At 71.9% G+C, this 23,550-nt stretch carries 22 protein-coding genes; 14 read left to right on the top strand and 8 right to left on the bottom strand.

The features are described from left to right. Positions 1–28: 28 nt before the first annotated feature. The 4 genes from EDF51_RS18405 (at position 29) to EDF51_RS18390 (ending at position 2,827) form a co-directional block, all read left to right on the top strand. The gene (locus tag EDF51_RS18405) at positions 29–880 is read left to right on the top strand and encodes an SDR family NAD(P)-dependent oxidoreductase (protein WP_123936761.1); all 852 of its coding nucleotides are present in this window, start codon (positions 29–31) and stop codon (positions 878–880) included. An 80-nt stretch (positions 881–960) separates the two neighbouring features. Further along, the gene (locus EDF51_RS18400; protein WP_243837161.1) at positions 961–1,737 is read left to right on the top strand and encodes a hypothetical protein; all 777 of its coding nucleotides are present in this window, start codon (positions 961–963) and stop codon (positions 1,735–1,737) included. A 35-nt stretch (positions 1,738–1,772) separates the two neighbouring features. Continuing rightward, complete coding sequence (locus tag EDF51_RS18395; RefSeq protein WP_243692500.1) at positions 1,773–2,258, top strand: luciferase family protein; 486 nt, start codon at positions 1,773–1,775, stop codon at positions 2,256–2,258. Positions 2,259–2,284: 26 nt separating this feature from the next. Continuing rightward, positions 2,285–2,827, top strand: coding sequence for a cysteine hydrolase family protein (locus EDF51_RS18390; RefSeq protein ID WP_134195988.1), 543 nt, complete (start codon positions 2,285–2,287; stop codon positions 2,825–2,827). A 93-nt stretch (positions 2,828–2,920) separates the two neighbouring features. On the opposite strand, the gene arr is transcribed toward EDF51_RS18390, so the two are convergent. Then, a complete protein-coding gene (gene arr / locus EDF51_RS18385) occupies positions 2,921–3,331 on the bottom strand; it encodes an NAD(+)--rifampin ADP-ribosyltransferase (RefSeq protein ID WP_134195986.1) in 411 nt (136 codons plus the stop codon). 98 nt (positions 3,332–3,429) lie between these two features. On the opposite strand from arr, the gene EDF51_RS18380 reads away from it, so the two are divergent. From EDF51_RS18380 to EDF51_RS18370, 3 genes are all read left to right on the top strand, one after another. Next, positions 3,430–4,362 carry an ABC transporter ATP-binding protein gene (locus EDF51_RS18380; protein WP_134195984.1) on the top strand — a complete coding sequence of 311 codons (933 nt, stop codon included), beginning with the start codon at positions 3,430–3,432 and terminating at the stop codon, positions 4,360–4,362. Next, positions 4,359–5,219, top strand: a complete 861-nt coding sequence (locus EDF51_RS18375; RefSeq protein ID WP_134195982.1) for an ABC transporter permease — start codon at positions 4,359–4,361, stop codon at positions 5,217–5,219. Before EDF51_RS18380 ends, EDF51_RS18375 begins: the two co-directional genes overlap by 4 nt. A 108-nt stretch (positions 5,220–5,327) precedes the next feature. Then, on the top strand, positions 5,328–5,807 hold the full coding sequence (locus tag EDF51_RS18370; RefSeq protein WP_134195980.1) for a hypothetical protein: 480 nt from the start codon (positions 5,328–5,330) through the stop codon (positions 5,805–5,807). Here EDF51_RS18370 and EDF51_RS18365 read toward each other — a convergent pair whose 3' ends face one another. After that, entirely contained in the window at positions 5,808–6,407 is a 600-nt protein-coding gene (locus EDF51_RS18365; RefSeq protein WP_134195978.1) for a dihydrofolate reductase family protein, read from the bottom strand. A 106-nt stretch (positions 6,408–6,513) separates the two neighbouring features. Between EDF51_RS18365 and EDF51_RS18360 the strand changes: the two genes are divergently transcribed. The 3 genes from EDF51_RS18360 to EDF51_RS18350 all read left to right on the top strand — a co-directional run bounded on the left by EDF51_RS18360 (position 6,514) and on the right by EDF51_RS18350 (position 10,652). Further along, entirely contained in the window at positions 6,514–8,412 is a 1,899-nt protein-coding gene (locus EDF51_RS18360) for a family 43 glycosylhydrolase (RefSeq protein ID WP_134195976.1), read from the top strand. Positions 8,413–8,529: 117 nt separating this feature from the next. After that, positions 8,530–9,963 (top strand): GAF domain-containing serine/threonine-protein kinase, encoded by a 1,434-nt coding sequence (locus tag EDF51_RS18355; protein ID WP_134195974.1) that lies wholly within the window; start codon positions 8,530–8,532, stop codon positions 9,961–9,963. A 470-nt stretch (positions 9,964–10,433) separates the two neighbouring features. Next, the gene (locus EDF51_RS18350) at positions 10,434–10,652 is read left to right on the top strand and encodes a PLDc N-terminal domain-containing protein (RefSeq protein WP_131847564.1); all 219 of its coding nucleotides are present in this window, start codon (positions 10,434–10,436) and stop codon (positions 10,650–10,652) included. 271 nt (positions 10,653–10,923) lie between these two features. Here the strand turns inward: EDF51_RS18350 and EDF51_RS18345 are convergent, their stop codons facing one another. From EDF51_RS18345 to EDF51_RS18320, 6 genes are all read right to left on the bottom strand, one after another. Beyond that, on the bottom strand, positions 10,924–11,406 hold the full coding sequence (locus EDF51_RS18345) for a tetratricopeptide repeat protein (RefSeq protein ID WP_123338400.1): 483 nt from the start codon (positions 11,404–11,406) through the stop codon (positions 10,924–10,926). Continuing rightward, on the bottom strand, positions 11,403–13,346 hold the full coding sequence (locus EDF51_RS18340) for a DUF6807 family protein (protein WP_134195972.1): 1,944 nt from the start codon (positions 13,344–13,346) through the stop codon (positions 11,403–11,405). The genes EDF51_RS18345 and EDF51_RS18340 overlap by 4 nt, the downstream gene beginning before the upstream one ends. Then, positions 13,343–15,025 (bottom strand): hypothetical protein, encoded by a 1,683-nt coding sequence (locus tag EDF51_RS18335; protein ID WP_134195970.1) that lies wholly within the window; start codon positions 15,023–15,025, stop codon positions 13,343–13,345. The genes EDF51_RS18340 and EDF51_RS18335 overlap by 4 nt, the downstream gene beginning before the upstream one ends. Beyond that, positions 15,025–15,942: a carbohydrate ABC transporter permease gene (locus EDF51_RS18330; RefSeq protein ID WP_243837160.1), complete on the bottom strand. Its 918-nt coding sequence runs from the start codon at positions 15,940–15,942 to the stop codon at positions 15,025–15,027. Before EDF51_RS18330 ends, EDF51_RS18335 begins: the two co-directional genes overlap by 1 nt. Next, positions 15,939–16,913, bottom strand: coding sequence for a sugar ABC transporter permease (locus EDF51_RS18325; RefSeq protein ID WP_208321869.1), 975 nt, complete (start codon positions 16,911–16,913; stop codon positions 15,939–15,941). The genes EDF51_RS18330 and EDF51_RS18325 overlap by 4 nt, the downstream gene beginning before the upstream one ends. Positions 16,914–16,993: 80 nt before the next feature. Then, a complete protein-coding gene (locus EDF51_RS18320) occupies positions 16,994–18,274 on the bottom strand; it encodes an extracellular solute-binding protein (RefSeq protein ID WP_166673592.1) in 1,281 nt (426 codons plus the stop codon). Positions 18,275–18,520: 246 nt separating this feature from the next. Here EDF51_RS18320 and EDF51_RS18315 point away from each other — a divergent pair, with 246 nt between their 5' ends. The 4 genes from EDF51_RS18315 to EDF51_RS18300 all read left to right on the top strand — a co-directional run bounded on the left by EDF51_RS18315 (position 18,521) and on the right by EDF51_RS18300 (position 23,548). Continuing rightward, positions 18,521–19,576 carry a LacI family DNA-binding transcriptional regulator gene (locus EDF51_RS18315; RefSeq protein ID WP_134195968.1) on the top strand — a complete coding sequence of 352 codons (1,056 nt, stop codon included), beginning with the start codon at positions 18,521–18,523 and terminating at the stop codon, positions 19,574–19,576. 578 nt (positions 19,577–20,154) lie between these two features. Then, positions 20,155–21,357, top strand: coding sequence for a Gfo/Idh/MocA family oxidoreductase (locus EDF51_RS18310; RefSeq protein ID WP_243837162.1), 1,203 nt, complete (start codon positions 20,155–20,157; stop codon positions 21,355–21,357). Beyond that, complete coding sequence (locus tag EDF51_RS18305; protein WP_134195964.1) at positions 21,354–22,646, top strand: DUF993 family protein; 1,293 nt, start codon at positions 21,354–21,356, stop codon at positions 22,644–22,646. The genes EDF51_RS18310 and EDF51_RS18305 overlap by 4 nt, the downstream gene beginning before the upstream one ends. Beyond that, positions 22,643–23,548, top strand: a complete 906-nt coding sequence (locus EDF51_RS18300) for a sugar phosphate isomerase/epimerase family protein (protein WP_134195962.1) — start codon at positions 22,643–22,645, stop codon at positions 23,546–23,548. The genes EDF51_RS18305 and EDF51_RS18300 overlap by 4 nt, the downstream gene beginning before the upstream one ends. Positions 23,549–23,550: the final 2 nt, after the last annotated feature.

Here is a 23,550-nt window from a genome sequence, read left to right as displayed (position 1 = left end):
CTGCGCGGAAGTGGTCTTCGCTGGGGGCATGACCGAACCCCAGACCTTCTTCATCACCGGGACCAGCCGCGGCATGGGCACCGAGTTCGCGCGCGCCGCCCTGGACGCCGGACACCACGTCGTCGCGACCGGGCGGGACCCGGAACGTGTCGTCGCAGCGGTCGGCCAGCACGACGAGCTGTTCGCCGTCGCGTTGGACGTCACGGACGAGCGCACCGTCCGGAGCGCGGTCGAGGCAGCGATCGAGCGGTTCGGCCACATCGACGTCCTGGTGAACAACGCCGGGAGCTTCCAGGGCGGGTTCTTCGAAGAGGTCTCCGCGGAGCAGTTCCGCGCGCAGATGGAGACGAACTTCTTCGGTGCGATGAACGTCACCCGCGCGGTGCTCCCCGTCATGCGCGCGCAGGGCTCCGGTCGGGTCATCAGCATCAGCTCGACCGCCGGCATCGTCGCCGGAGCCGGTGGGAGCGCGTACGCCGCGTCGAAGTTCGCGCTCGAGGGGTGGATGGAAGCGCTGCACGACGAGGTCCTGCCGTTCGGCATCCACACCACGGTCGTCGAGCCCGGCTTCTTCCGGACCGACCTGCTCGCGGAGGGCAGCTCCACGTTCTGGGGCGACGTCCACCTCGACGACTACCGGTCCTCGTCGGACCAGACCAAGGAGTTCTTCCGCGGCATGGAGGGCAAGCAGAGCGGCGACCCGGCGAAGCTCGCCCGGACGCTCCTCGCCCTGACCGAGATGTCCGCACCACCGGTGCGCCTCGTCGCCGGTGCCGACAGCGTCGAGGGGGTCGTGCGGAAGGCGCAGCAGCTCATCGAGCAGGCGCGGGCGTTCCCGGAACTGACCACGTCGCTCGACCTGGACGACCAGTCGAACTGAGGAGGGCGACCGGGTAGCACTCGGGACACAGCGCACGGATCCGGCTCCAGCGTGCAGCACGCGGCAGCGAGACTGGGTCGGTGCGCTCTCGTCTCGTCATCGGACTCCTCGTCGCCCTCGCCTGCACCGTGCCGCTCACGGCGTGCTCGGCCGCGGAGGGCCTGGCCCGGAACGCACTGGGGTCGTCTGGCGGATGGAGCGGCACCGAGACGGCGGTTTGCCCGAGCTCGGAGGCGCCGGCGCCGGACGCAGCGAATGCGACACCGGACCCGACCCCGGCGCCGACGCTCGACCCCGCCGTCGCGAGCCAGGTGCGCACCGCCCTCCGACAGGTCCGTGCGCTCCCGGCCGTCGCCGAGGCGACGCAGACGACCACGAACACCCCCAGTTCCGCCCCGGACCCGACCTGCTCGACCCGGTGGGTCACGTCGAACCACTTCGCATCGCGGTTCACGGTCACGATGGACCCCGACGCGACCCCGGCTCAGGCCGGAGCCGTCCCGACGACGATGGCCACCGAACTGGCGTGGACCGGCGTCTCCCTGACGCTGACCGTGCCGGCGGACGAGGGGCACATCGCCAGCACCGTCCACTACGACGGCACGTTCGACCAGCAGATCCCGCTCTCGACGTCCACTGCGGTGGCGCAGGGACTGGCGACCCTCGCCACGACCCCGCACGTGACCGGGCTCGAGGCCTCGATCCCGTACACGATGCGCGTCGACTACGGCTCGCTCGTCATCGGCGTGGACTCGGAGGACCAGGGCATCCTCGACCGCGTCCGCGCCGTGATCCACACGACGGCCTTCGCGGACACGACGCTGCACGGCGCGTTCGGTAACGGCGCGAAACCGTGACCCGCGGCGGCGGAGCGCGCCGGTAGCGTCGAACGGTGATCTCCACACCTCGCCCCGGTGTCCGCCCGTCCGTGTCCGACGACGGGCCACAGCGTCAGCTCACTGACCGCGCGACCCCGGAGCGGTGGGGACGACTCGTCGCGGACGCACTGGCACTACCGGACGTGGTCGAGGGGCACAGTCAGGTCTCGCCGGCGTCGTCGCGCGCACTGTTCCTCCGCGACCGTGCCGACCACGTCGTGCCGTGGACGTCGCTCGCTCCCGATGGGCGCCTCGAACCCGTGCACCTGCACGGTGTCGATGACACCTCGGTGCACCTGTGCCTGCCGGCGGCGCGCGGCGTCGAGCTCACCGCTCTCGGGTGGGCGACCCCGCACCAGTACGAGGACCACGGCACCGAGTTCCTCGTCTACGGGCCGCGCGACGACCACGAGGTGGACATCGTGCTCTCGATCATCGCGGAGAGCCTCGCCTTCGCCCGCGATCCCGGCGACGAACAGCCCGGACACGGCCCGGCCTGAAGCCCGCCGCCCGCCATACTGAACCGATGACCCGCGCGCTGCTCCTCGTCGACATCCAGCTGGACTACTTCCCGGGTGGGGCCTTCCCCCTCGTCGAACCCGAGGCCGCTGCCACCGCAGCCCGCACCGTGCTCGACTCCTTCCGCGCTGCCGGCGACCTCGTGGTGCACGTCTTCCACGTGTCCACCGACCCGGACGCCACGTTCTTCGTGCCGGGCACGCCGGGCCTCGACTTCCACTCGTCGGTCGCGCCCCTCGACGGCGAGCAGGTCCTCGAGAAGCACGAGCCGAACAGCTTCATCGGCACCGGACTCCAGGAACTGCTGACCGACGCCGGAGCCGACGAGGTCACGATCGTCGGGATGATGAGCAGCATGTGCATCGACTCGACGACCCGGGCCGCGCACGAACTCGGCTTCACCGCGACGGTCGTCGCCGACGCGTGCGCCGCGCCGGACCTGACCTCCGGGGGCGTCACCGTCCCGGGTGCGAGCGTCCACGCCGCCTTCATGGCGGCGCTCGACGGCAGCTTCGCGACCGTCACGACGAGCGACGCGCTGAGCCGCTGACGTCCGCAGGGCGCGTTCGGGGCCCTGAGATGGGGCAGAGCGGACGGGAGGCCCGTGGCGGCCCCGCCCCGAGCCTCCCGTCCGCCAGCCGGCTCAGTTGATGATCTCGCCGCGCTCGTCCGCGCGCAGTGCGGCCAGGCGCTCGCGCCAGAGGTGCAGCGCGTCGGGCGTGAGTCGGGGCCAGTCGGTGACCTCGCGGACGATCCGCACCGGTTCGGTGCTGCGGTAGGACCGGGTCGGGTTGCCGGGGAACTTCTTGTCGGTGACGTTGGGGTCGTCCTCGTACGGACCGGTCGGCGCGACCTCGTAGACCCGCGGTTCGGCGTCACCGGCGGCGAGCTCGGCCGCGAGCCCGGCGCCGTCGGAGACCGCCGTGAAGTAGACGTGGTTCATGACCACCTCGGGGCGGTAGTTCGACCGGAAGCCCGCGGTGAGCAGGTCGCCCGGCACGAGGTCGGCCTTGGTGCCGTGGAAGAACGGTCCGTCGTCGTGTGCCTGCTTCACGGCGACAGGCTACGCCGAGCGGGTCCGCCCCCAGGCACCTGACACATCCCCCTTCCGACGGACGCGCCGCCGGACACCGCTGCAATAGCGTGGCCGCCGTGATCGAAGTCAGCCACCTCACCAAACAGTACGGTCCGAAGACCGCCGTGGACGACGTCTCGTTCGTCGTCCGACCCGGCAGTGTGACCGGCTTCCTGGGGCCGAACGGCGCCGGGAAGTCCACCACGATGCGCATGATCATGGGCCTCGACCGGCCCACCGCGGGGAGCGCGACGGTGAACGGCCAGCCGTACACGACGTTCCGCGACCCGCTCCGACAGGTCGGTGCGTTGCTCGAGGCGAAGGCGGTCCACTCGGGTCGCAGCGCCTACAACCACCTGCTCTCGCTCGCGGCGACCCACGGCATCCCGAAGGCCCGCGTGCACGAGGTCATCGACATGACCGGCCTCGAGTCGGTCGCGAAGAAGCGCGTCGGCGGGTTCTCGCTCGGCATGGGGCAGCGCCTGGGAATCGCTGCCGCACTGCTCGGCGACCCGAAGACCCTGATCCTCGACGAGCCCGTCAACGGTCTCGACCCCGACGGCGTGCTGTGGGTCAGGCAGCTCGCCCGCCGGATGGCCGCCGACGGTCGCACCGTGTTCCTGTCCAGCCACCTGATGAGCGAGATGGCGCAGACCGCCGACCGCGTGGTCGTGCTCGGCCGCGGCAAGGTCCTCGCCGACGCCCCGATCGCCGAGTTCGTCGCCGGTGGGGGAGTCGCACCGGGCGCCGCCGGCGGTGGCAGCCGGGTCATCGTCCGGACGCCGTCGCCCGACCAGCTGTTCCAGGTCATCGGCCCGAACGCGACCGTCACCCCGCGCGAGGACGGCACCTTCCTGGTCGTCGGTCCCGATGCACCGACGGTCGGCAACATCGCCGCCCAGGCCGGCGTCGCACTGCACGAACTCACCCCGACCGGCGCGAGCCTGGAGGAGGCCTACATGGCCCTCACCCGCGATGACGTCGAGTACCGATCGGAGGGCACCCGATGAGCGCCACCACCTCGCCCACCACGCCGTCGACCCGCATGCACGGCGCGACCCGTCTGTCGTTCCCGCACCTGGTGCGGAGCGAGTGGATCAAGCTGCGCAGCATCCGGTCCACCTTCTGGTGCTACGCGATCCTGGTGCTCGTGACGATCGGCATGGCCGCACTCGTCGGTGCGAACACCAACAGTGGCGGCGACCAGATGCCGACGGACGTCGCCAACGGCACCCTCGTCAACGTCAACACCGTGGGCGTCTTGCTCTCGTCGCTCGTCGTGGGCGTGCTCGGTGTGCTCATCATCACCGGCGAGTACGGCACCGGTCAGGTCCGCTCGACGTTCACGGCCGACCCCCGGCGCACCGGTGTGATCCTCGCGAAGGCCGTGGTGCTGGCGGTCACGACGTTCGTCGTCAGTGCCGTTGCGACCTGGATCGGTGTGCTCATCTCGCTGCCGCTGCTGGCCGGCAACGGGGTGGAGCCGGAGATCGGCAACCCGTCGGTGTTCCTGCCGATCCTCGGGTCGTCCGTCTACCTGACGCTGCTCGCGCTGCTCGCGTACGGGATCGGCCTGCTGGTCCGGTCGAGCGCCGGCGGCATCGCGATCACGCTCGGGATCCTGCTGGTGCTGCCGGTGGTCCTGTCGCTGATGGCGGGGCTGATGAACCTCGAGTGGCCGGTCAACATCATGAAGTTCCTGCCCGACCAGGCCGGCAGCCAGCTCTTCGCGTACTCCTACGACGGCCAGGAAGCCAGCCAGGACGACATCGTCCTGAACGGCTGGGGCGGCTTCGGTGTCCTGGCGGCCGAGGTGCTCGTCGTGGGTGCACTCGCGCTGACGGTCGCACGTCGACGCGACGTCTGACCCGACGCACTTCGCACGCTCTCTGCGACGTCCCACCTGTCGATCGACGGGTGGGACGTCGCTCGTTGCACACGCATCGACTGACCCAGGCGTAGCTAAGCTCGCACCGTGCGACACCTCCCCGCCCTGGTCCTGCCGGCGCTCGCCGTCGTGGCCCTGCTCGCCGGCTGCACGTCGGCGCCGCCCGTCGACGAGCAAGCCCTCGCCAAGTGGAAGACGCAGCAGGAGGCGAGGACCGAGACCGAGGACGCGGTCCTCGGGGTGCTGAGCGCCGACACGACCCCCGGCGACGAGGACCCGGCCCACCTCGAGCCCGGCGTCCGCGTGCAGTTCCCGGACTCGCGGACGATCGACCACCTCGAGTTCTCCTGCTACGGCAAGGGGCACATGCGTGGCATCGTGCGGACGGTGCTGCCGGGCGGATCACAGAGCATCGAACTCGATCCGATGGCCTGCCGCGACAGCCCGCACCAGATCGAACTGTCATCGAGCAAGGCCGTCGACAGCGTCGCGTTCAACGACTTCGACAGCGACCGGCCGAGTGCCTGGCGTCTCGTCATCTTCGGTCCGGGCCCCTCGGGGGAGTGACTACCGCAGCACCTGGTAGCGGTGCAGCGTGACCCCGTTGTGGTACTCCCGCTGCTCGAGCAGGTCCAGCAGCACCGGCGGTCGCACGCCCGTCACCGGCGGGTCGAACAGCGGCCGACCGGCGCCGAGCACCGCGGGGTGCGTGTAGAGCAACAGCTCGTCGAGCAGCCCCGCGTCGAGCAACTGCGTCGCGAGGTTCGGGCCGCCGACCCCGATGTCACCCTCGGACTCCTCGCGCAGGACGGCGAGCTGCGCGATCGCGTCGTCGCCCCCGATGATCCGGGTGTTGTGGTCGGCGCTGGTCCGGGTGCGCGAGACCAGGACCTTCGGCTGGTCGGTCCAGACCTCGCCGTACTCGCGCATGAACGCCGGCATCGACTCGTCGGTGCGGGCGTCCGGCCAGAACGGGTCCATCATGTCGCGGACGACCCGACCCTCGACGGACAGGGTCATCGCGGCGGCGCGGGCGTTGAACTCGCGGTGCAGCGGCTCGTCGATCCGCATCCACTCGGGCCCCTCGACGTCGCCGAGTTCGCCCTCGTCGCGCTCGACGAAGCCGTCGATCGACACGTTCATCCAGTACACGAACCTCGCGGGCATCGCTGACTCCTTCGTCGCGCGGAACCGGGCGGAACCGTCCCGGTCCGCTGCCCGCGAGCGTACGCTCGCGCACGCAGCCCTTCCTCGACGATGAGAGCAGGACCCCGTGCGCCGAACAGTCGCAACCATCCTCGCCGTCGCGACGCTCACGGCGGTCGCGGCCACGGGCCTCCCGGTCGGCCCCGCCGCAGCGGCAACGCCCGTGGCGGACCGGACCACCGGACACAGCGGCTCGGGACACGGCGCGGCTGCGCCGACCCACCGGAACCCGGTCGCGCTCAGCCTGCCCGACGGCGAGACGGCGGCGAGCTGCGCCGACCCGACCGCGATCCGCGGCGTCGGGCGCGACCGCAACTGGTACCTGTACTGCACGACCGACGCGTTGACGGCGACGGAGCAGAACGCCGACGGGTCGCTCGTGCAGCACGGTGTGCCGACCTACCGGTCGACCGACCTGACGCACTGGACGTACGTGAACGACGCGTTCCCGACGCGACCGGCGTGGGTGGGGTCCGCCAACGGGATCTGGGCGCCGGACGTCGTGTACCGCGCGGGCGACCGCGGTCGCGCGGGCACCTGGTACCTGTACTACGCCGCGTCCGACACGCCCTCGGCATCGGCACCGACCGGCGGGGGATCCGCGGTCGGCGTCGCGACGAGCTCGAGCCCGACCGGTCCGTGGAAGGACTCCGGCGGCCCGGTCGTGGCACCGCAGACCGCCGCGAACGGCACCGGGGCGCGCTGGGCGTTCGACCCCGAGGTCATCACCGACAAGGGCACCACGTACCTGTACTTCGGCAGCTACTTCGGCGGCGTCAACGTCCGCACGCTCAGCGCCGACGGACTCCGCTCCGACCCCGCGAGCGAGCGGCAGATCGCGATCGACAACCGGTACGAGGGCGCGTACTTGATGCGCCACGACGGCTGGTGGTACTTCACGGGCTCCGCCACGAACTGCTGCAACGGCGCCCTGACCGGGTACGGCGTCTTCGTCGCCCGGTCGCGCAGCCCCCTCGGACCCTTCACCGACCAGGACGGGGTGGCGATCACGAGCACCCGGGTCGGCGGGACACCCCTCCTCGCGCAGAACGGCAACCGCTGGGTCGGCACCGGGCACAACACCGTGGTCACCGATCTCGCCGGCCAGGACTGGATCATCTACCACGCGGTCGACCGCGGCGACCCGTACTACGCGGGGCAGCCGACGTACACGAAGCGGCCGGCGCTCATCGACCCGCTCGACTGGCGGCACGGCTGGCCCGTCGTGCGGGGCGGGGCGGGACCGTCCGACACGGTGCAGCCGGGGCCGGTCGCACAGCCGGGACAGCGTGCGACCTACCGGGCGACCACCGCACCCGTCGACGTGCCCGGACGCACCATCCGCGCGCTGTCGACGTCGTTCGACGGGACCACGCTCCCCACGGCGCTCCGCTGGACCCGCGAACCCGACCGCTCGACCTGGACCGTCGGCGGCGGCACGTTCCGCTGGCAGACACAGGACGCCGACATCCACCCACCGGCGACGCCACTCGCCTCGGTCCTGTCCGAACCGGCGCCGCGGGGCGACTACGTGCTGCAGACCACCGTCGCGGTGGACACCCCCGCCACCGGCGACGGCGTGAACTACGTGCAGGGCGGACTGATCGTGTGGGGTGACGACGGCGACTACGTCCGGCTGACGTCGAACTCGATCTTCAACACCCGGCAGACGGAGTTCGGCAAGCAGGTGTCCGGGCAACCGGCTGGGGCGCCGAGCTACGGCAACACGGTCGTCGGACCGGTCGGGGACACCACCACGCTCCGGATCGTGCACCGGGTCGTCGACGGTGAGCACCGGTACACGGCGTCGACGAGCGTCGACGGGCGGCACTTCGTCCGAGGCGGGACCTGGACGGCGGAACTTGGGAGCGCCCCGAGGATCGGGCTCATCTCGCTCGGCGGTGCCGGGTTCACGAGCACGTTCGAGGACCTGCGGGTGAGCACGGTGGCGACGCACCGGCGGTGACGGTCTGACGTGCCGCGCACGCCGGCGCCGTCCATCCGGAGAACGCCGCGGGCCCCCACGATCCCCGTCGGGATGGGAGGATGCACCGACGCCTGCCCGCACCGAGAACGAGGTTCGATGAGTCCGACCGAGGACCCCCAGTCCGCGGCCCCACTGCTCGACGGGCGCTACCGACTCGAACACGCCATCGGCCAGGGCGGCATGTCCGTCGTGTACCGCGGCATCGACGAGAGCCTGCACCGCCCCGTCGCCGTCAAGGTGTTCCACGCCGGCACGGTCGACATCGCCCGGCAAGAGGCCGAACTCGGCGTGCTCGCCTCGCTCGAGCACCACAACCTCGTCAGCCTGCTCGACACCGGCGTCGTCACCGGCCACGACGGCACCCACCAGCGGTACCTCGTGATGGCCCTGGTCGTCGGCCAGGACCTCGAGGAACGTCTGGCCGTCGGCCCGCTCGCCTCCCGCCACATCGCCGAGATCGGCTACGACATGGCCGAGGCGCTGCACTACATCCACAGCCACGGCGTCGTGCACCGCGACATCAAGCCGTCGAACATCCTGCTCGTCGACTACGGCCACGACTCCGACCGCGCCCGCGCGCGGCTCACCGACTTCGGCATCGCGCTCGCCGCGGGCGTCGAACGCATGACCGCCGACGGCGTCACCACCGGCACCGCCGCCTACCTGAGCCCCGAGCAGGCCCGCGGCGGCGACGTCGGGAGCCCGAGCGACGTCTACTCGCTCGGCCTCGTGCTGTTGCAGTGCTTCACCCGCCGCCGCGAGTTCCCCGGCTCGCTCGTCGAGTCCGCGGTCGCCCGGCTGTCCCGCGACCCGGTCGTGCCCGAGCCACTGCCCGAGCACTGGAAGCAACTGCTCCGTGCGATGACCGCGCAGGACCCGGCCGCGCGCCCCGCCGGCGCCGAGCTGGTCACGATGCTGCGCGACGTCGTCATGACCGAGACGGCCGGCACCGACCACGTCGTGGACACCACCGCCGCGGCTCCGACCGCCGCTGCCGGTGCGCCGCGAGCCGACGCCGACACAGCCCGCCCGGCGACGCTCGACACCCTGCCCGACGAGGCCCTGCACCGCACCACCGCGATGGCCGCCCGCCTGTTCGACGCGCCCATCGCCCTGGTCGAGGTGCTCGACGAGGACCGCGCCTGGTCGCAGTCGTACATCGCCGAGGGCGTCGACGAAGCAGCGCGCAACATCAACTTCGGCAACGGCTTCGCGCCCGTCGCGGTCCCCGTCGTCATCCCGGACGGGTCGATCCACCCCGACATGCAGCACAGCCCGCTCGTCACCGGCGCGCTCGGCATCCGGTTCTACGTGAGCGTGCCGCTCGTGCGGCACGACGGTGTTCCGATCGGCACCCTCGCGGTGCTCGACACGAAGCCGCGGCAGGCGACGGAGGGCGACCTCGCCAACCTGCACGACCTGGCCGCCCTCGCCGTCACGCAGCTCGAGATCCGGCAGGAGTCGCTCCGCACGACGAGCGACTCCCTGCCGGTCGCGCAGGCGGTCCCGCAGGAGGGCGCGCGGCCCTAGACGGTCGCCGCTGACGGACGGGAGGCCCGGTGCGGGCCCGCCCCGCGCCTCCCGTCCGCCCTACGGTCGCGCCTCGTGCGTCGGTCCCGCCCGCGGGCGGCCTGCCCGTTCGGCGCGCGCCTCCCGCCGGGCTGCCCGCTCGCCCGATCGGCGCGCGCTGGACGCCGAGCGGGCGAAATACCGGGGTTGCGCGCCCCGCGACCCGGGCATTTCGCCCGCTCGCGGTCGCATGCCGCAACTCGCATGCATCCGGTGGAATACGAGTGCCCGTTCGCGCGAGCGGGCGAAATGCCGGGGTGAGGAGCTGACCGGCCGGGGTATTTCGCCCGTTCGCGGGAGCGGGGGGCATTGCGGGTGCGGGAACGGCGGCGCGGTGACACCTGGACGGGAGGTGGCGTGGGCGGCGGCGTCGGCCCTACTGTCGGTTCGTTGCGCGGCAGCGGCCGCCACGGAGGGATCGCACTGTGTTCATGGACCTGTCCGAGTCGCACGTGTTCGTGCTCCTGCTGATGCTGACCCTCGAGGTCCTCGCGATCGTGCAGGTCTGGCGTGACCGTCGGCGCACGCTCGTGGTCAAGGTCCTCTGGACGCTCGTGATCCTCGCACTGCCGGTCATCGGCGTGCTGGGCTGGGCCGTCAACTGGCTGCTCGGCAAGGCTGCAGAAGCGCTGCAGCGACGGAACGCCTGACCGCCGATCCCGGCTGATCGGGCACTGCCCCTATCGGTTCAGGCCGCGCAGGCGCATGCTGTGCGAGGTAACGGAACCCGAATCCGCAAGTGGTCGAAGCACGATCGACCCGTGGGGAGGGAGCGCCTCTCTGGGCCTCTGTCGAGCGTCGACGCTTCCTTCCTGTCCTGCCCCGCAGCTCGTCCCGCCGCGATTCGGGTGTCGCGACCGGACGGGAGGGACGTCCTCGTCCCCGCGAGCCGGGCACTCACCGTCGCCCGGCTCGTGCAGTTCACTCAGTGAGGGCCGCTGCGTAGGCGCGGACCGAGCGGTGGTAGCGGGGGAGTGTCGGTTCGACGGCCTCGATCGCGACACGGAGCGCCTCATCGTGACGGCCCGCGCTGTGCAGGGCGAGCGCGAGGAACACCTTCGGCGCGGCACCGGTGGACGGGTGTTCCGGGGCGTCGCGGAGCATCGCGATGGCCTCGTCGACACGGTCGAGGTTCCGCAGGGTCGAGGCGTGCTGCACGACCATCTGCGCTGCACGGGCGGGATCGACGTCGGCGAGTCCCGCGGCGGTGGCGGCTGCGTAGTGGACGTCGGCCTCGGCCTCGTGGCCGCCGGAGTCGTTCGCGCCGCCGAGTTCGAACGCGCCGAGGGCCGGGTGCGGCGCAGCGTCGGCGAGTTCGCGCATGCGGTCGATGCGCTGCTGGTCGTCGATCGTGTCATCGGCCCAGAGTGCGGCGACGCGGGCTTCCCAGTCTGCGGTGCTCATCGGTCCAGCGTATTGCCGCCCGGCGTCGCACCGTCGGCGAACGTCGCGCCGTCGGTGATCGTGGCGCGGTAGGACCGGACGAGCGGGACACCGGGGTGCACGAGCGCCGGCGCACGCCAGGCGAGGGCCGAACCGATCGCCGGGTACTCGGCGACCCGGACGAACCAGGGATCGCGGTGGTCGAGCGCTTCGAGCCGGATCGTCGCAGGCGCTCCCTCGAACACCGCCGACCACTCCACCCAGGGCGAGACCGAGCCGTGCACCGCCGCCTCGCCCTGCGCGTCAGCGGTCCGGACGGCCACGTCGGTGCAGTCGGCGAAGCGCCAGAAGAACCCGCCGTACCCGGCGCCGACCCGGCCGTTGCTGCCCGGACCGCCGAGGTGCACGACGGCGTCGCCGGGGGTTCGGAACGAGGACGACCAGGTCAGCTCCCACCCGGAGTCGACGGCGCGCCAGGCGAGGGTGCGGTCCTCGTGCAGGACGACCGTGTGGTCGGGGCCGCGCCAGACGAGTTCCTGGACCGTGCCGCCGCCGTGCGGGGCTGGGTGCTGCTCGGCACGCACGACGTCGACGCGGCCGTGGTCGTCGCGCCACACGTAGCCCGGACCGTGCACGTAGGTGCGGCCGCCCCAGCAGTTCACGCCGTCGACGTCGGGGATCGCGACCCCGACACCGCAGTGCCAGTCGTGGTCGGCCGGGTGGTGGGCGCTCAGGACGGTGCCGCCGAGGGTCCGCACGGGGTGCAGGTACGGGCGCGGGGACGACGTCGCGATGGTCCCGGAGCCGTCGAGTTCCGTGGCCACCGCGGCCCCGCTGACGCGCAGGACCTGCAGCACCTCGTCGCGGGCGGTGTGGGCCCAGGGCGCGCCGACCTCGGAGAACAACGCTCGTGCGTCGGCGGCGCGGTCGACGATCGCCTCGACGTCGGCGACGAGCGGACGACGGGCAGGCCCCTCGCCCTCCCACGTCACCCAGGGGTGGTCGATGCGGACGGGCTCGGCGGCACGGACGGCCTCGAGCACCTCGACGAACGCACCCGTGGAGACCAGGGGGACGAGCAGATCGTCGCCGCGGGACCGGTGGGCGAGCAGGTTCTCGAGCAGGTCCGTCCGGCCGAGCGTCTGGGTGGTGTCGCCGACGGTGACCTCGTCGGCCGTGTAGTGCAGCACGGCGCTCCCGGCGGTGCCGCGGACCCGAACGGTCGGCAGGACCTCGGACGGAGCGCACAGGGTCAGAGCCGCGGTGGCTTCGAGCCCGGCGCTGGTCGTGACCCGGACGGCCGAGGTGTCGTCGCCCTCGATGTCGTTCGCCCGGAACAGCTCGACCTCGACGCGCCTGACGTCGGACGCCCGACGGCAGCCGACGAGCGCCAGGGCCGTCGCGACCGCGTGGGCGAGCGGGTTCGTGACCACGCCGTCGAGGACGTCGACGCCCTGGACCCGACGCCGTCCGGCCCAGGCGGAGCGGTCCCAGTACGCCTGGTTCCGGGTCCACGTGCCGACGGCCGCGGCGGAGCGGACCGGACCGACGAGCGACCCGTCACGGAACGCCGGCAGCGCCTCGGACCCGAGGCTCTGGAACCCGACCTGCACGACGCGGCCGGTGCGCTGCTCGGCGTCGAGCAGGGTGTCGAGCGCGTCGCGGGTGGTCACCGGGGGTTTCTCGAGCAGGACGTCAGCACCGGCCTCGAGGGCAGCGAGCGCCAGCGGCAGGTGCGCGGCGATCGGGGCAGCGATGACGACGACGTCGACCGGGCCGTGGTCGCGTGCTGCCACGACGTCGGCCACGACGACCGCCCCGTCGTCGGTGGTCGTGCCCAGCGTGGGGTCGACGACGGCGGTCAGCGTGCAGACCCCCGCGGCGACGAGCCGGTCGATGTTCGCCCGGTGGCGCAGGCCGTAACCACGCGCACCGACGAGCACCACGCCGGGCAGGGTCATCGAGCGGTACCGATCGTGATGCGCGTCGTGCCGGGGGAGCGCCCGGTCACGTGGACGTGCTCGCCGTCCGGTCGGTCGGTGCCGCCGAGGAACGCGTAGTCCTGTCCGGGCGCGTAGAACGCCGGCTGGGTCGGGCCGCTGCCGTTGCCGGCCCCGAAGGACACGGCGTCGTCGCCGACACGGTAGGTGCCGGTCCCGTCGGCGAGGACGGTCTCCCCGGTCGCGGCGTCGGTGCTCACACCGGTGAACGTACCCCCGCCGCGGAAGGTCAGCTGGAGCGACCACGGCACGTCGGCGGCCTCGGTCGTCACGTCGAGCGAGACCGCGTCCGGCGTGGTGGTGACGTCGACCGTCGTGGTGAGGGAGACGGTGTCGGCCGCGCGCGCACCGAAGGACATCGACGCCGAGAACCGGCCCTCGTCACCGAGCGTGTACGCGCCGTCGGTCCGTCGAGCCGCGGCGGGCAAGGGCTGGTGGTAGCCGGCGGACACGGTCTCGACGAGTCGGTACCGCCCGTCGCCGAGGGACTCCAGCGACGTCGGACGGAACGGTCCGAGCCCGAAGAACTCCCGCGACAGCCGGACGTCGGACAGCACGACCGAGCCGGCGAACACCCGCAGGAACGTGGGGCTGTTCGCCAGGCCCGATCGGACGTGGCCCTGGGACGGCACGTCCGACCCGGCGAACAGGACGACGCTGCGGTCCTGTTCGCGGACGTGCACGAGCCGGGCGTCGGCGAAGGAGTGCACGGCCGGTTCGAGCGGCGCACCGACGGGCAACGGGCGGGCGAGCAGCGGATCCGTCATCGCGCGGGCTGCGACCGCGCCGGGCTGCCACGTCTCGGCGACGGCGGCCCGGGCAGCGACGGCGGCGAGGTCGGCGCGGTCGTCGAGCACGGCCAGGTGCCAGAGCAGGGGAGCGAACGCGCCGATGCCGAAGGCCTGCGACTGGTCCTGGCGGCGGGACTGGACGGTCTCGACGGTGTCGTCGGGCAGCAGGAGCGCGAGGGTGGCGTCGAGGGACCGGCGGACGGGGTCGAGCAGCTCCGGGCGGTCGAGCACCGAGGCGAGGACGAGGAACGACGGGCACGAGACGGCCGCCGCGTAGTTCGGGCTGCGCTCGGACCACAGCCCGTCGGCGTCGATGTCCGCGCCCTCGGCGAGCCACTCCTCGATCCGCGCGACCAGCGCTGGTGCCGGGTGCAGTCGGTGGATCCGGGCGAGCGCGGCCGAGACCTCCCACCGGTGGTTCGGCGTGTGCACGCCACCGGTGAGCAGCGCCGGCGTCGCACGGTGCACGATCCGGTCGAGGTCGTCGGCGAGCACCGCGGCCGCCGGGACCGACGCCCGGTACGGCGCGAGCAGCTCGAGGGCGTCGCAGACGTCGTTCACGGTGAACGCCGAGTCCGGCGGGGAGAGCACGTTGTCGCCGCCGACGAACGTGCCGCCGGGGGACTGCCGGGCCGCGAGGTGCCGGACCCAGCCGTGCGCGGTGGCGAGGTCGTCTTCGGGAAAGCAACCCGGGCCTCCCGTCCGCTCGTTCCGGACCCACGCCCCGACCAGGGTGAGGGCACGCGCCATCAGTTCCCGGTGCTGCAGCGCAGCCGGATCGTCGTCGGCGAGCCGGAGGCGCGCGACGGCGGCGTCCGCGGCCGGGCCGATCGCCTCGAGGAACCCCATCAGTCCTTGAGTCCCGCGTTGAGGTCCGCGCCGTTCACGTACTTCTGGAACACCAGGTAGATGAGCACGAGCGGGATGATCGAGATCACCGAGGCGCCGAGCAGGACGGTCCAGTTGACGTTCTCGGCACCGACGATGCTCTGCAGCGCGATCTGGATCGTGAACTGGTGCGGGTCGTTGAGCACCAGGAGCGGCCAGATGTAGTCGTTCCACCGCCACTGGAACGAGAAGATCGCGAGCGTCAGCATGATCGGCCGGGAGATCGGCAGCATGATCCGCCAGAAGATCCCGAACTCGCTCGCACCGTCGATGCGCGCGGCCTCGACCAGGTCGTCGGGCACCGTGATGAAGAACTGCCGGAACATGAAGATGCCGGTCGCGGTGATGACCGACGGCACGATGATGCCGGCCAACGAGTCGTACATGCCGAGGTCGCGGATCACGATGAACGTCGGCGCGAGGATGACCTCGGTCGGCAGCATCGTCGTCGCCAGGATGCAGACGAAGAAGACCTTGAGCCACTTGTTGTCGTACTTCGCCAGGGCGTACCCGGTGGCGGCGCTCGCCAGCACGGTGAGCACGGTCGTGACCAGCGCGACGATGACGGTGTTGCCGAAGTAGCGGGCGAAGTCGTAGCTCGCCCACGCCTCGGTGAAGCCGCTGACCGACCAGTTCTTCGGCAGCAGGGTCAGCGGGTACGAGAACAGCTCTCCGCCGGGCTTGAAGGCACTCAGCACGAACCAGAGGACCGGGAAGCCGAAGGCGATGATGAAGACCCAGAGCAGGGCGGTGGCGGCGATGGCCTTCGGACGGGGCGGGCCGTCGAGGCGCTTGGTCGTGCTCTTGCGCGTGTTCTTGCTCTTGGTCGTGTTGTCGGTTGCGGGTGCGCCGGGGGCGCTGGGCAGGGTGGCGGTCATCGACGGGCCTCCGTCCGACGGTTCACGGCCAGCTGGATGAGCGCGATGGCCATGAGGATGAGCATGAGGACCATCGACGCCGCGCTCGCGTAGCCGATGTGGGCGTTCTGGAACCCGTTCGTGTAGATGTACTGCACGAGCAGGTTGTTGTCGGTGCCGGGTCCGCCGCCGTTGAGCGCCTGGATGGTGGCGAACTCCTTGAACGCCCCGAGCGACGACAGCAGGATCACGATGAACGACGTCGGCGCGATGCTCGGCAGCGTGATGTACCGGAACTGGTGCCAGGCGCCGGCCCCGTCGAGGGACGCCGCCTCGTAGTACGACTGCGGCACGTTCCGGATCGCGGCGACGAACAGCAGCATGTTGAAGGCGGCTCCGGCCCACGCGGTGGCGAAGACCACCACGAGCAGCGAGAGGTCGGCGTTCGACTGCCACGGCACGGCCTTGCCACCGAGGGACTCGATGACGAAGTTCGCCAGGCCGAAGTTCTCGCCGAACATCCACCGCCAGATGACACCGGTGACGATCGGGGAGATGAGCCACGGCACGAAGAACACGATGCGGGCGACGCTCCGGCCCTTCGCCGCCGGACTCGTCAGCATCAACGCCATCGACAGTGCGAGGACGAAGCCGAGCGGGACGGCGACGATCGCGTACAGGAAGGTGCGCCCGAGGGCTGCGTAGAAGGTGTCGTCGGCGAACAGCTCGAAGTAGTTCTCCAACCCGATGAACTTCGGGTCGACGACGCCGTTGTAGTCGGTGAACGAGTAGCCGAGGCCGATGACGGCGGGCCACACGAAGAACACGACGAACAGGACGGCGTTGACGCTCACGAACAGGATCGGGGCGAGGACGGGCTTGCTGACGCCGGAGCGGCGGCGCTTCGTCGGCTTCGCGGCTCCGGGCCGGCGGGGCGGCACCGGGGTGGGGACGGCGGTCTGCACGTCACCGGCTGCGGTGGGGATGCTCACGATGATCCTCTTCGTACGTCGTGGTGCTGCTGTGGAAGGAGAGACAACGGGGCCGGACGCGCGCGCCCGGCCCCGTTCCGTCAGCCGACGTGCTCCTCGTAGTACTTCGTGATCGTCTCGAGGGTCTTCCTGGCCGACTGCTGCCCGTTGATGAGCTTGCCGACCTCGGCCGTGGTGGGATCGGTGCCGAGCTCCTTGCCCTCGACCGCCCACTTCGCGCTCTCCTTGGCGTAGGAGCTCGAGATCGGGTCGGCTGCGTCGATCTCCTTCTGGTACAGCGCGAAGGAGTCCTTGGCCGCCTGGGACTCGAACGGGTACTGGATGTCCAGCCCGGTCTCGACCGGCAGGAAGCCGTTCGTCGTCACGAGCTCGGCGTAGTTCGTCGGGTCGTACATGTAGTCGATGAACTTCTTCGCGGCGGCACCGCGGGCGTCCGAGTTCTCGAAGCCGACGATGTTCCCGCCGTAGTTGATCTCGGTGGCGTGGGTCGGGTCGGCGGGTGTGGCGGCGCTCGCCCAGTCGAAGTCGGTGATGTTCGACGCGAAGTCCGACGACTGCCACACGCCCGAGAAGTACGCGACGACCTGACCGCTCTTGAACAGGGCGTTCGGGTCCTGGCCGCTCGTCCACACCGACTTCGGCATGACCGAGTCGTCGTTCATGTCGGCGAAGTCCTGCAGTGCGTCGACGGTCTTCGCGTCGGTCGGGAAGGAGCCGTCCTTCTCCTGCTGCATGAAGTCGGTGCCCTTGGTGAACATGTAGGCACGCAGACGCGACGGCGACGAGTCGAACACCATGTCGTACTTCGCGCCGGTCTTCGCCTTCACCTTGTTGGCTGCCGTGAGGAACTCGTCCCAGGTCCACGCCTTCGCGGGATCGGTCGGGTAGTCGACGCCGGCCTTCTCGAACAGCGACTTGTTCACGAACAGGCCGGCAGCGGTGACGTCGGACGGGATCGAGGTGACCTTGCCGTCGTCGTCCTTCGCGATGATGTCCTGGTCGATCTTGTTCGCGTCGTCGTCGACGATCGAGGCCAGGTCGACGGTCTTGCCGGTCCAGATCGGGTCGATGCCGGCGGCGCGCACGACGTCGGGCAGCGAGTTCGCCTGGGCGGACTCGCGGAGCTTGGTCTGCAGTCCGTCGTACGGCAGGTTCACGATCTTGACCGTGACACCGGTCTTCTCCTCGTACGCGGTGGCGAGGTCCTGGTAGCCCTTCTCCTGCGCGGTGGAGGTGGAGAGCCAGAAGGTCAGCTGATCGACCTTGCCGCCGTCGCCGGAGCTGCCGGAGGCACAGCCGCTCAACAGGGCCAGTGCGGCGATGCCGCCGGCGAGCGCGAGCATTCTCTTGGATGACTTCATCGTCACTGCTTTCGTTCGGGACCACTGGCGTCTGCCGTGGGCGAGCGTTCGGGGTGTCTCGGCCGAGGCCCCCAGGTCTACACGACGTGAGCGCTCATGGCAAGCGCTTTCCTGCGCGATGTTCTGACAATGTGACCAGCCGTCTCGGAAGGCCGCGCCGACGGCGCGGGCGCTGGTCGGGCCTCCTGGGAAATCGCTATCCTCGCCACAGACCGCGCACGGCGCGGACCGGACTGGAGGCACGACATGCCCGAGCGAGGCACCGTCACCCTGGCCGACGTGGCCGAGCTCGCAGGCGTGTCGCTCGCGACCGCCTCGCGGGCGCTGAACGGCAGCACGCGGAAGGTCCGACCGGAGTCGGTGGACCGGGTGCAGGCCGCCGCCCACGAGCTCCGGTACACCGCCAACGTGCAGGCGCAGGCCGTCGCTCGCGGGACCACCACGACCCTGGCGCTCGTCGTCGGCGACATCGCCGACCCGTACTTCGCCGCGATCGCCGCGGGGGCGATCCGGGCTGCCGACGACGCCGGGCTCGTGGTGACGATCACCTCGACCGGCGGGGACCCTTCGCGCGAGGCCGCGGTCCTCGGCGTCGTCGCCGGACTCCGGCCGCGGGCCGTGGTGCTCGCCGTGAGTCGTCGACTCGGTGCCGGGCAGACGTCGGGAGCGTCGGACTCCGCAGCTGCCGTCGGCGCACTCGTCGCCGCCGGTGCCGGGGTGTCCGCGCTCGTGTCCGACCTCGACGGTGCCGCGGCTGGGGTCCCCGGCGTGCACGGCGTCGTCATCCGGAACCTCAGCGGTGCCGCGGCCCTGGCGGGAGCGCTCGTCGAGCAGGGGCACGACTCGTTCGCCGTCCTGTCCGGCGACCCGGACCTGGCGACCGCGCACGCGCGGGTCGAAGGCTTCGTCGCAGGGCTCGCCGCGCACGGCATCCGGGTGCCGGACGACGCGGTGGTGCCCTCGGCGTTCACGCGCGACGGCGGGTACCAGGCGATGGTGACCCTGCTCGACCGGGCGGCGGGAGGCGCGTGGGCGTTGCCGCGGTGCGTGTTCGCGGTCACCGACCTGATGGCGGTGGGGGCGGTCGCGGCGATCCGGGAGCGTGGGCTCGTCCCCGGGACGGACGTCGGCGTCGCGGGGTTCGACGACGTGCAGATGCTCGCCGACGTCGTGCCGGCGCTCAGCACGGTGCGGCTCCCGCTCGAGGAGATCGGGGAGCGGGCGGTGCGGCGGGCGCTGGGTCTCGAGGCCGACGGTGCCATCGACGGCGAGGTCGTGCTGCGCGCGAGCACGGCGCGGTAGCGCGGCGGGGGCGGGGCGCTCGCGCTTGGTGAGCAGAAAAGGTCGGGTCCGGCGCCGCCACTCGACCTTTTCTGCTCACGGAGTGTGGCGCCGGCGGCTGGTCGGGCTCGAGGGCGCGCGACACGCCGTCGGCCGGGCGTCGAGGTTCCGCAACATGCCGCGGGTTCGGCGCCGAGGTTCCACGGAGTGCCGCCTGGCGCTCCGAGGTTCCGAGATCTCGGAACCTCGGATGGCGCGGTCGGGAGCGTCCCAGGCGGTCCCCATCGGCCAGCGGCGGGTGGGGAGCGTCGCACGACACGCCGACGCCCGGGGCGTCGAGGTTCCACAACATGCCGCGGGTTCGGCGCCGAGGTTCCACGGAATGCCGCTCAGCGCCCCGAGACTCCAAGATTTCGGAACCTCGGGCGCGGGCCGCCGCCGCCGCACCCCGGCCGCGCGTGTGCGTTCGTGTTCGGGTACTACTGCAGCGCGCCGGGCGTGGTGTACGGTTCCGGGCAAGCGCTTTCCACCACGCGGAGAGCAGGCCACAGCGAGCAAGGGAGCACGCGTTGACCACCACGCGCACCATCGGCATCATCATGAACGGCGTCACCGGACGCATGGGCTACCGCCAGCACCTCGTCCGGTCGATCCTGGCCATCCGCGAGGACGGCGGACTCCGGCTGCCGGACGGCTCCCGCGTGCAGCTCGAACCGATCCTGGTCGGCCGCAACGCCGCGAAGCTCGAGGAGATCGCCACCCGCCACGGCCTCGAGCACTGGACGACCGACCTCGATGCCGCCCTCGCCGACCCGCGCTGGGACGTCTTCGCCGACTTCGCCGTCACGAGCGCCCGCGCCGATGCGCTGCGCAAGGCGATCGCCGCCGGCAAGGCGATCTACACCGAGAAGCCGACCGCCGAGACCTCCTCGGAAGCACTCGAGCTCGCCCGACTGGCCGCCGAGGCCGGGGTGCCGAACGGCGTCGTGCACGACAAGCTCTACCTGCCGGGCCTCCGGAAGCTCCGCCGCCTGATCGACTCCGGGTTCTTCGGGAAGGTCCTCAGCGTCCGCGGCGAGTTCGGCTACTGGGTGTTCGAGGGGGACTGGCAGACCGCACAGCGCCCGAGCTGGAACTACCGGCAGCAGGACGGCGGCGGCATCGTCGTCGACATGTTCCCGCACTGGAACTACGTGCTCGAGCAGCTGTTCGGCCGCGTCGAGTCCGTGTACGCCCGCGCCGTCACCCACATCGAGCAGCGCACCGACGAGCAGGGCCACGAGTACCCGGCGACCGCGGACGACGCCGCCTACGGGGTCTTCGACCTGGCCGGCGGCATCACGGCGCAGATCAACTCGAGCTGGGCGGTCCGGGTGGACCGTGACGAGCTCGTCGAGTTCCAGGTCGACGGCACCGACGGCAGCGCCGTCGCGGGGCTGTTCGGCTGCCGCATCCAGCCCCGGACAGCGACGCCGAAGCCGGTGTGGAACCCCGACCTGAAGGACGACCGCGACTACAGGGCGCAGTGGCTCGAGGTCCCCGACAACGAGGTGTTCGGCAACGGGTTCCGCGCCCAGTGGGAGGACTTCCTGCAGGACCTGGTCGCCGGCCGCCCGCACCCCTACGACCTGCTCTCCGGTGCCCGCGGCGTGGCGCTGGCGGAGGCCGGCCTGCGGTCCAACACCGAGGGTCGACGCGTGGACCTGCCGGAGCTGCACCTGCCCACGGGGGCCGAGCCGCGCCTCCAGATCGAGACACCGGAGGTCGCCCAGCACACCGAAACGGTCGGCGCACGCGCATGACCGACCTCACCCTCCTCGCCGCCGACGGCACGACCAGTCGGGCGGCCCTGAACCCGCCGGCAGTCACGGCCGCCGCCAAGCCGACCGCACCCCTGACCGAGCGACTCGTCTACGCGGCCGCCCACGTCGTCCCGCGCGCCGCCGCCGACAACACCCCCGGCGCCCCGGCCGACCTCGACTGGGACGCCACCCTCGCGTTCCGCCACCACCTGTGGTCGTGGGGACTCGGCGTCGCCGACGCGATGGACACCGCGCAGCGGAACATGGGCCTCGACCCGGCCGCGACGCGCGAGCTCATCACCCGCAGCGCCCGCGAGGCGCAGTCCGTCGGCGGCCGCATCGTCGTCGGCGTGAACACCGACGACCTGCCGGACGACGGGGACGACCTGCCCACCGAGCAGCAGGTCGTCGACGCCTACGTCGCCCAGCTCCACCACGCCGAGGATGCCGGCGCCGGCGTCGTGCTCATGGCGAGCCGCCACCTGGCCCGACTCGCGCAGCGCGCAGACAGCGACAGCGACAGCAGCAACGCCGCCGCCAGCACCTACCGCCGCGTCTACGGCCGGGTCATCGAGCGGGCGAGCGCCCCCGTCGTCCTGCACTGGCTGGGGGAGGCCTTCGACCCCGCCCTCGCCGGCTACTTCGGCGGGCAGCAAGGCCCCGACACCGTGCTCGACATCATGCGCGACGCCGGGCCGAAGGTCTCCGGCATCAAGATGAGCCTGCTGAACGCCCGCGCCGAGGTCGCCCTCCGCTCCCAGCTGCCCGCGACCGCGCGGATGTTCACCGGCGACGACTTCCACTACGTGGACCTGATCGCCGGAGACCGGGCCGGAGACCGAGCCGGAGACCGAGCCGGAGCACGGGGCCGAGCCCACTCCGACGCCCTCCTCGGCGCCTTCGCCGCCATCGCCCCCATCGCCTCCGCCGCCGTCCAGGCCCTGCCCGACGAGACCGCCTACCGCACCCTCCTCGCCCCCACCGAGGCGCTCTCCCGCCACGTCTTCAGCGCCCCGACCTGGCACTACAAGACCGGCATCGCCTTCCTCGCCTGGCTGAACGGCCACCAGCCCGCCTTCCAGATGGTGGGCGGCCAGCACGCCGGCCGCTCCCTGCCGCACCTGTCCGAGACCATCCGGCTCGCGAACGCCTGCGGCGCCCTCGAACACCCGGACCTCGCCGCCTCGCGCTGGCACGCGCTGCTCGCGGTGGCCGGCGTGGAGACACGGTCGACCGGGAGGCCCGGATCACCCACCGCCGACCGCACCGTCGCCGAGGTGGTCGCGTGACGACCGCGGCGGACGCCGTCACGCCGGTCCGGTCCGCCGGCGCTGCGCCGCATCCGCGGCTGTCGGTCAACCAGGCGACGATCAAGTACGCGCCGCTCCGGCAGGCGCTCGACACCGTGGCGGTGGCCGGAGTAGGAGCCATCGGCACCTGGCGGGAGCCCGTGGCCGAGGTCGGTCTCGCCGAGGCCGTCCGGATGGTCGCGGACTCCGGGCTCCGGGTGTCGTCGCACTGCCGCGGAGGCTTCTTCACCCTCCCGCCAGGCACCGCGCGGCAGCGGGCGCTCGACGACAACCGCCGCGCGATCGACGAGACCGCCGCCCTCGCCGCGGCCGGAGCACCCGGTTCGGCGCCCGTGCTCGTGCTCGTCGCCGGGGGACTGCCCGAGGGGTCGCGCGACCTGGTCGACGCCCGGGGCCGGGTGGCCGATGCGCTCGCCGACCTGGTGCCGCACGCCCTCGACGCCGGTGTCCAGCTCGCCGTCGAGCCGCTGCACCCGATGTACGCCGCCGACCGTGCCGTGGTGTCCACGCTCGCGCAGGCGATCGACCTGGCGGCGCCGTTCCCGGCCGCTGCCGTGGGGGTCGTCGTCGACACGTTCCACGTGTGGTGGGACCCGGCACTCGCGGGGTCGATCGCCCGCGCCGGGGCTGCCGGGCGGATCGCGTCGTACCAGGTGTGCGACTGGATCACCCCGATCGCGGCGGACTCGCTGCTGTCCCGGGGCTACCCGGGCGACGGCCACGTCGACTTCGGGCCGGTGACGGACGCGGTGGTCGCTGCCGGGTACATCGGTGACGTCGAGGTCGAGCTCTTCAACCAGGCGATCTGGGACACTCCGCCCGCCCAGGTGGTGGCCCGCGTCGTGCAGGCGTTCGACGCCGCGGTCCCGCTCCCGCGCTGACT

It is taken from the genome of Curtobacterium sp. PhB25, assembly GCF_004365375.1.
Lineage (GTDB): Bacteria > Actinomycetota > Actinomycetes > Actinomycetales > Microbacteriaceae > Curtobacterium.
The sequence above is the reverse complement of the archived record's forward strand: the minus strand, read 5'-3'. Positions and strand labels throughout refer to the sequence as shown.

Bases quoted from the DNA above. Each gene is read 5' to 3' on its own strand.
- EDF51_RS18355 (WP_134195974.1), top strand. From the start codon at position 8,530: ATGAGTCCGACCGAGGACCCCCAGTCCGCGGCCCCACTGCTCGACGGG.
- EDF51_RS18350 (WP_131847564.1), top strand. From the start codon at position 10,434: ATGGACCTGTCCGAGTCGCACGTGTTCGTGCTCCTGCTGATGCTGACC.
- EDF51_RS18335 (WP_134195970.1), bottom strand. From the start codon at position 15,025: ATGGGGTTCCTCGAGGCGATCGGCCCGGCCGCGGACGCCGCCGTCGCG.
- EDF51_RS18305 (WP_134195964.1), top strand. From the start codon at position 21,354: ATGACCGACCTCACCCTCCTCGCCGCCGACGGCACGACCAGTCGGGCG.
- EDF51_RS18320 (WP_166673592.1), bottom strand. From the start codon at position 18,274: ATGAAGTCATCCAAGAGAATGCTCGCGCTCGCCGGCGGCATCGCCGCA.
- EDF51_RS18365 (WP_134195978.1), bottom strand. From the start codon at position 6,407: ATGCCCGCGAGGTTCGTGTACTGGATGAACGTGTCGATCGACGGCTTC.
- EDF51_RS18375 (WP_134195982.1), top strand. From the start codon at position 4,359: ATGAGCGCCACCACCTCGCCCACCACGCCGTCGACCCGCATGCACGGC.
- EDF51_RS18330 (WP_243837160.1), bottom strand. From the start codon at position 15,942: ATGACCGCCACCCTGCCCAGCGCCCCCGGCGCACCCGCAACCGACAAC.
- EDF51_RS18310 (WP_243837162.1), top strand. From the start codon at position 20,155: ATGAACGGCGTCACCGGACGCATGGGCTACCGCCAGCACCTCGTCCGG.
- EDF51_RS18345 (WP_123338400.1), bottom strand. From the start codon at position 11,406: ATGAGCACCGCAGACTGGGAAGCCCGCGTCGCCGCACTCTGGGCCGAT.
- EDF51_RS18340 (WP_134195972.1), bottom strand. From the start codon at position 13,346: ATGACCCTGCCCGGCGTGGTGCTCGTCGGTGCGCGTGGTTACGGCCTG.
- EDF51_RS18405 (WP_123936761.1), top strand. From the start codon at position 29: ATGACCGAACCCCAGACCTTCTTCATCACCGGGACCAGCCGCGGCATG.
- EDF51_RS18315 (WP_134195968.1), top strand. From the start codon at position 18,521: ATGCCCGAGCGAGGCACCGTCACCCTGGCCGACGTGGCCGAGCTCGCA.
- EDF51_RS18390 (WP_134195988.1), top strand. From the start codon at position 2,285: ATGACCCGCGCGCTGCTCCTCGTCGACATCCAGCTGGACTACTTCCCG.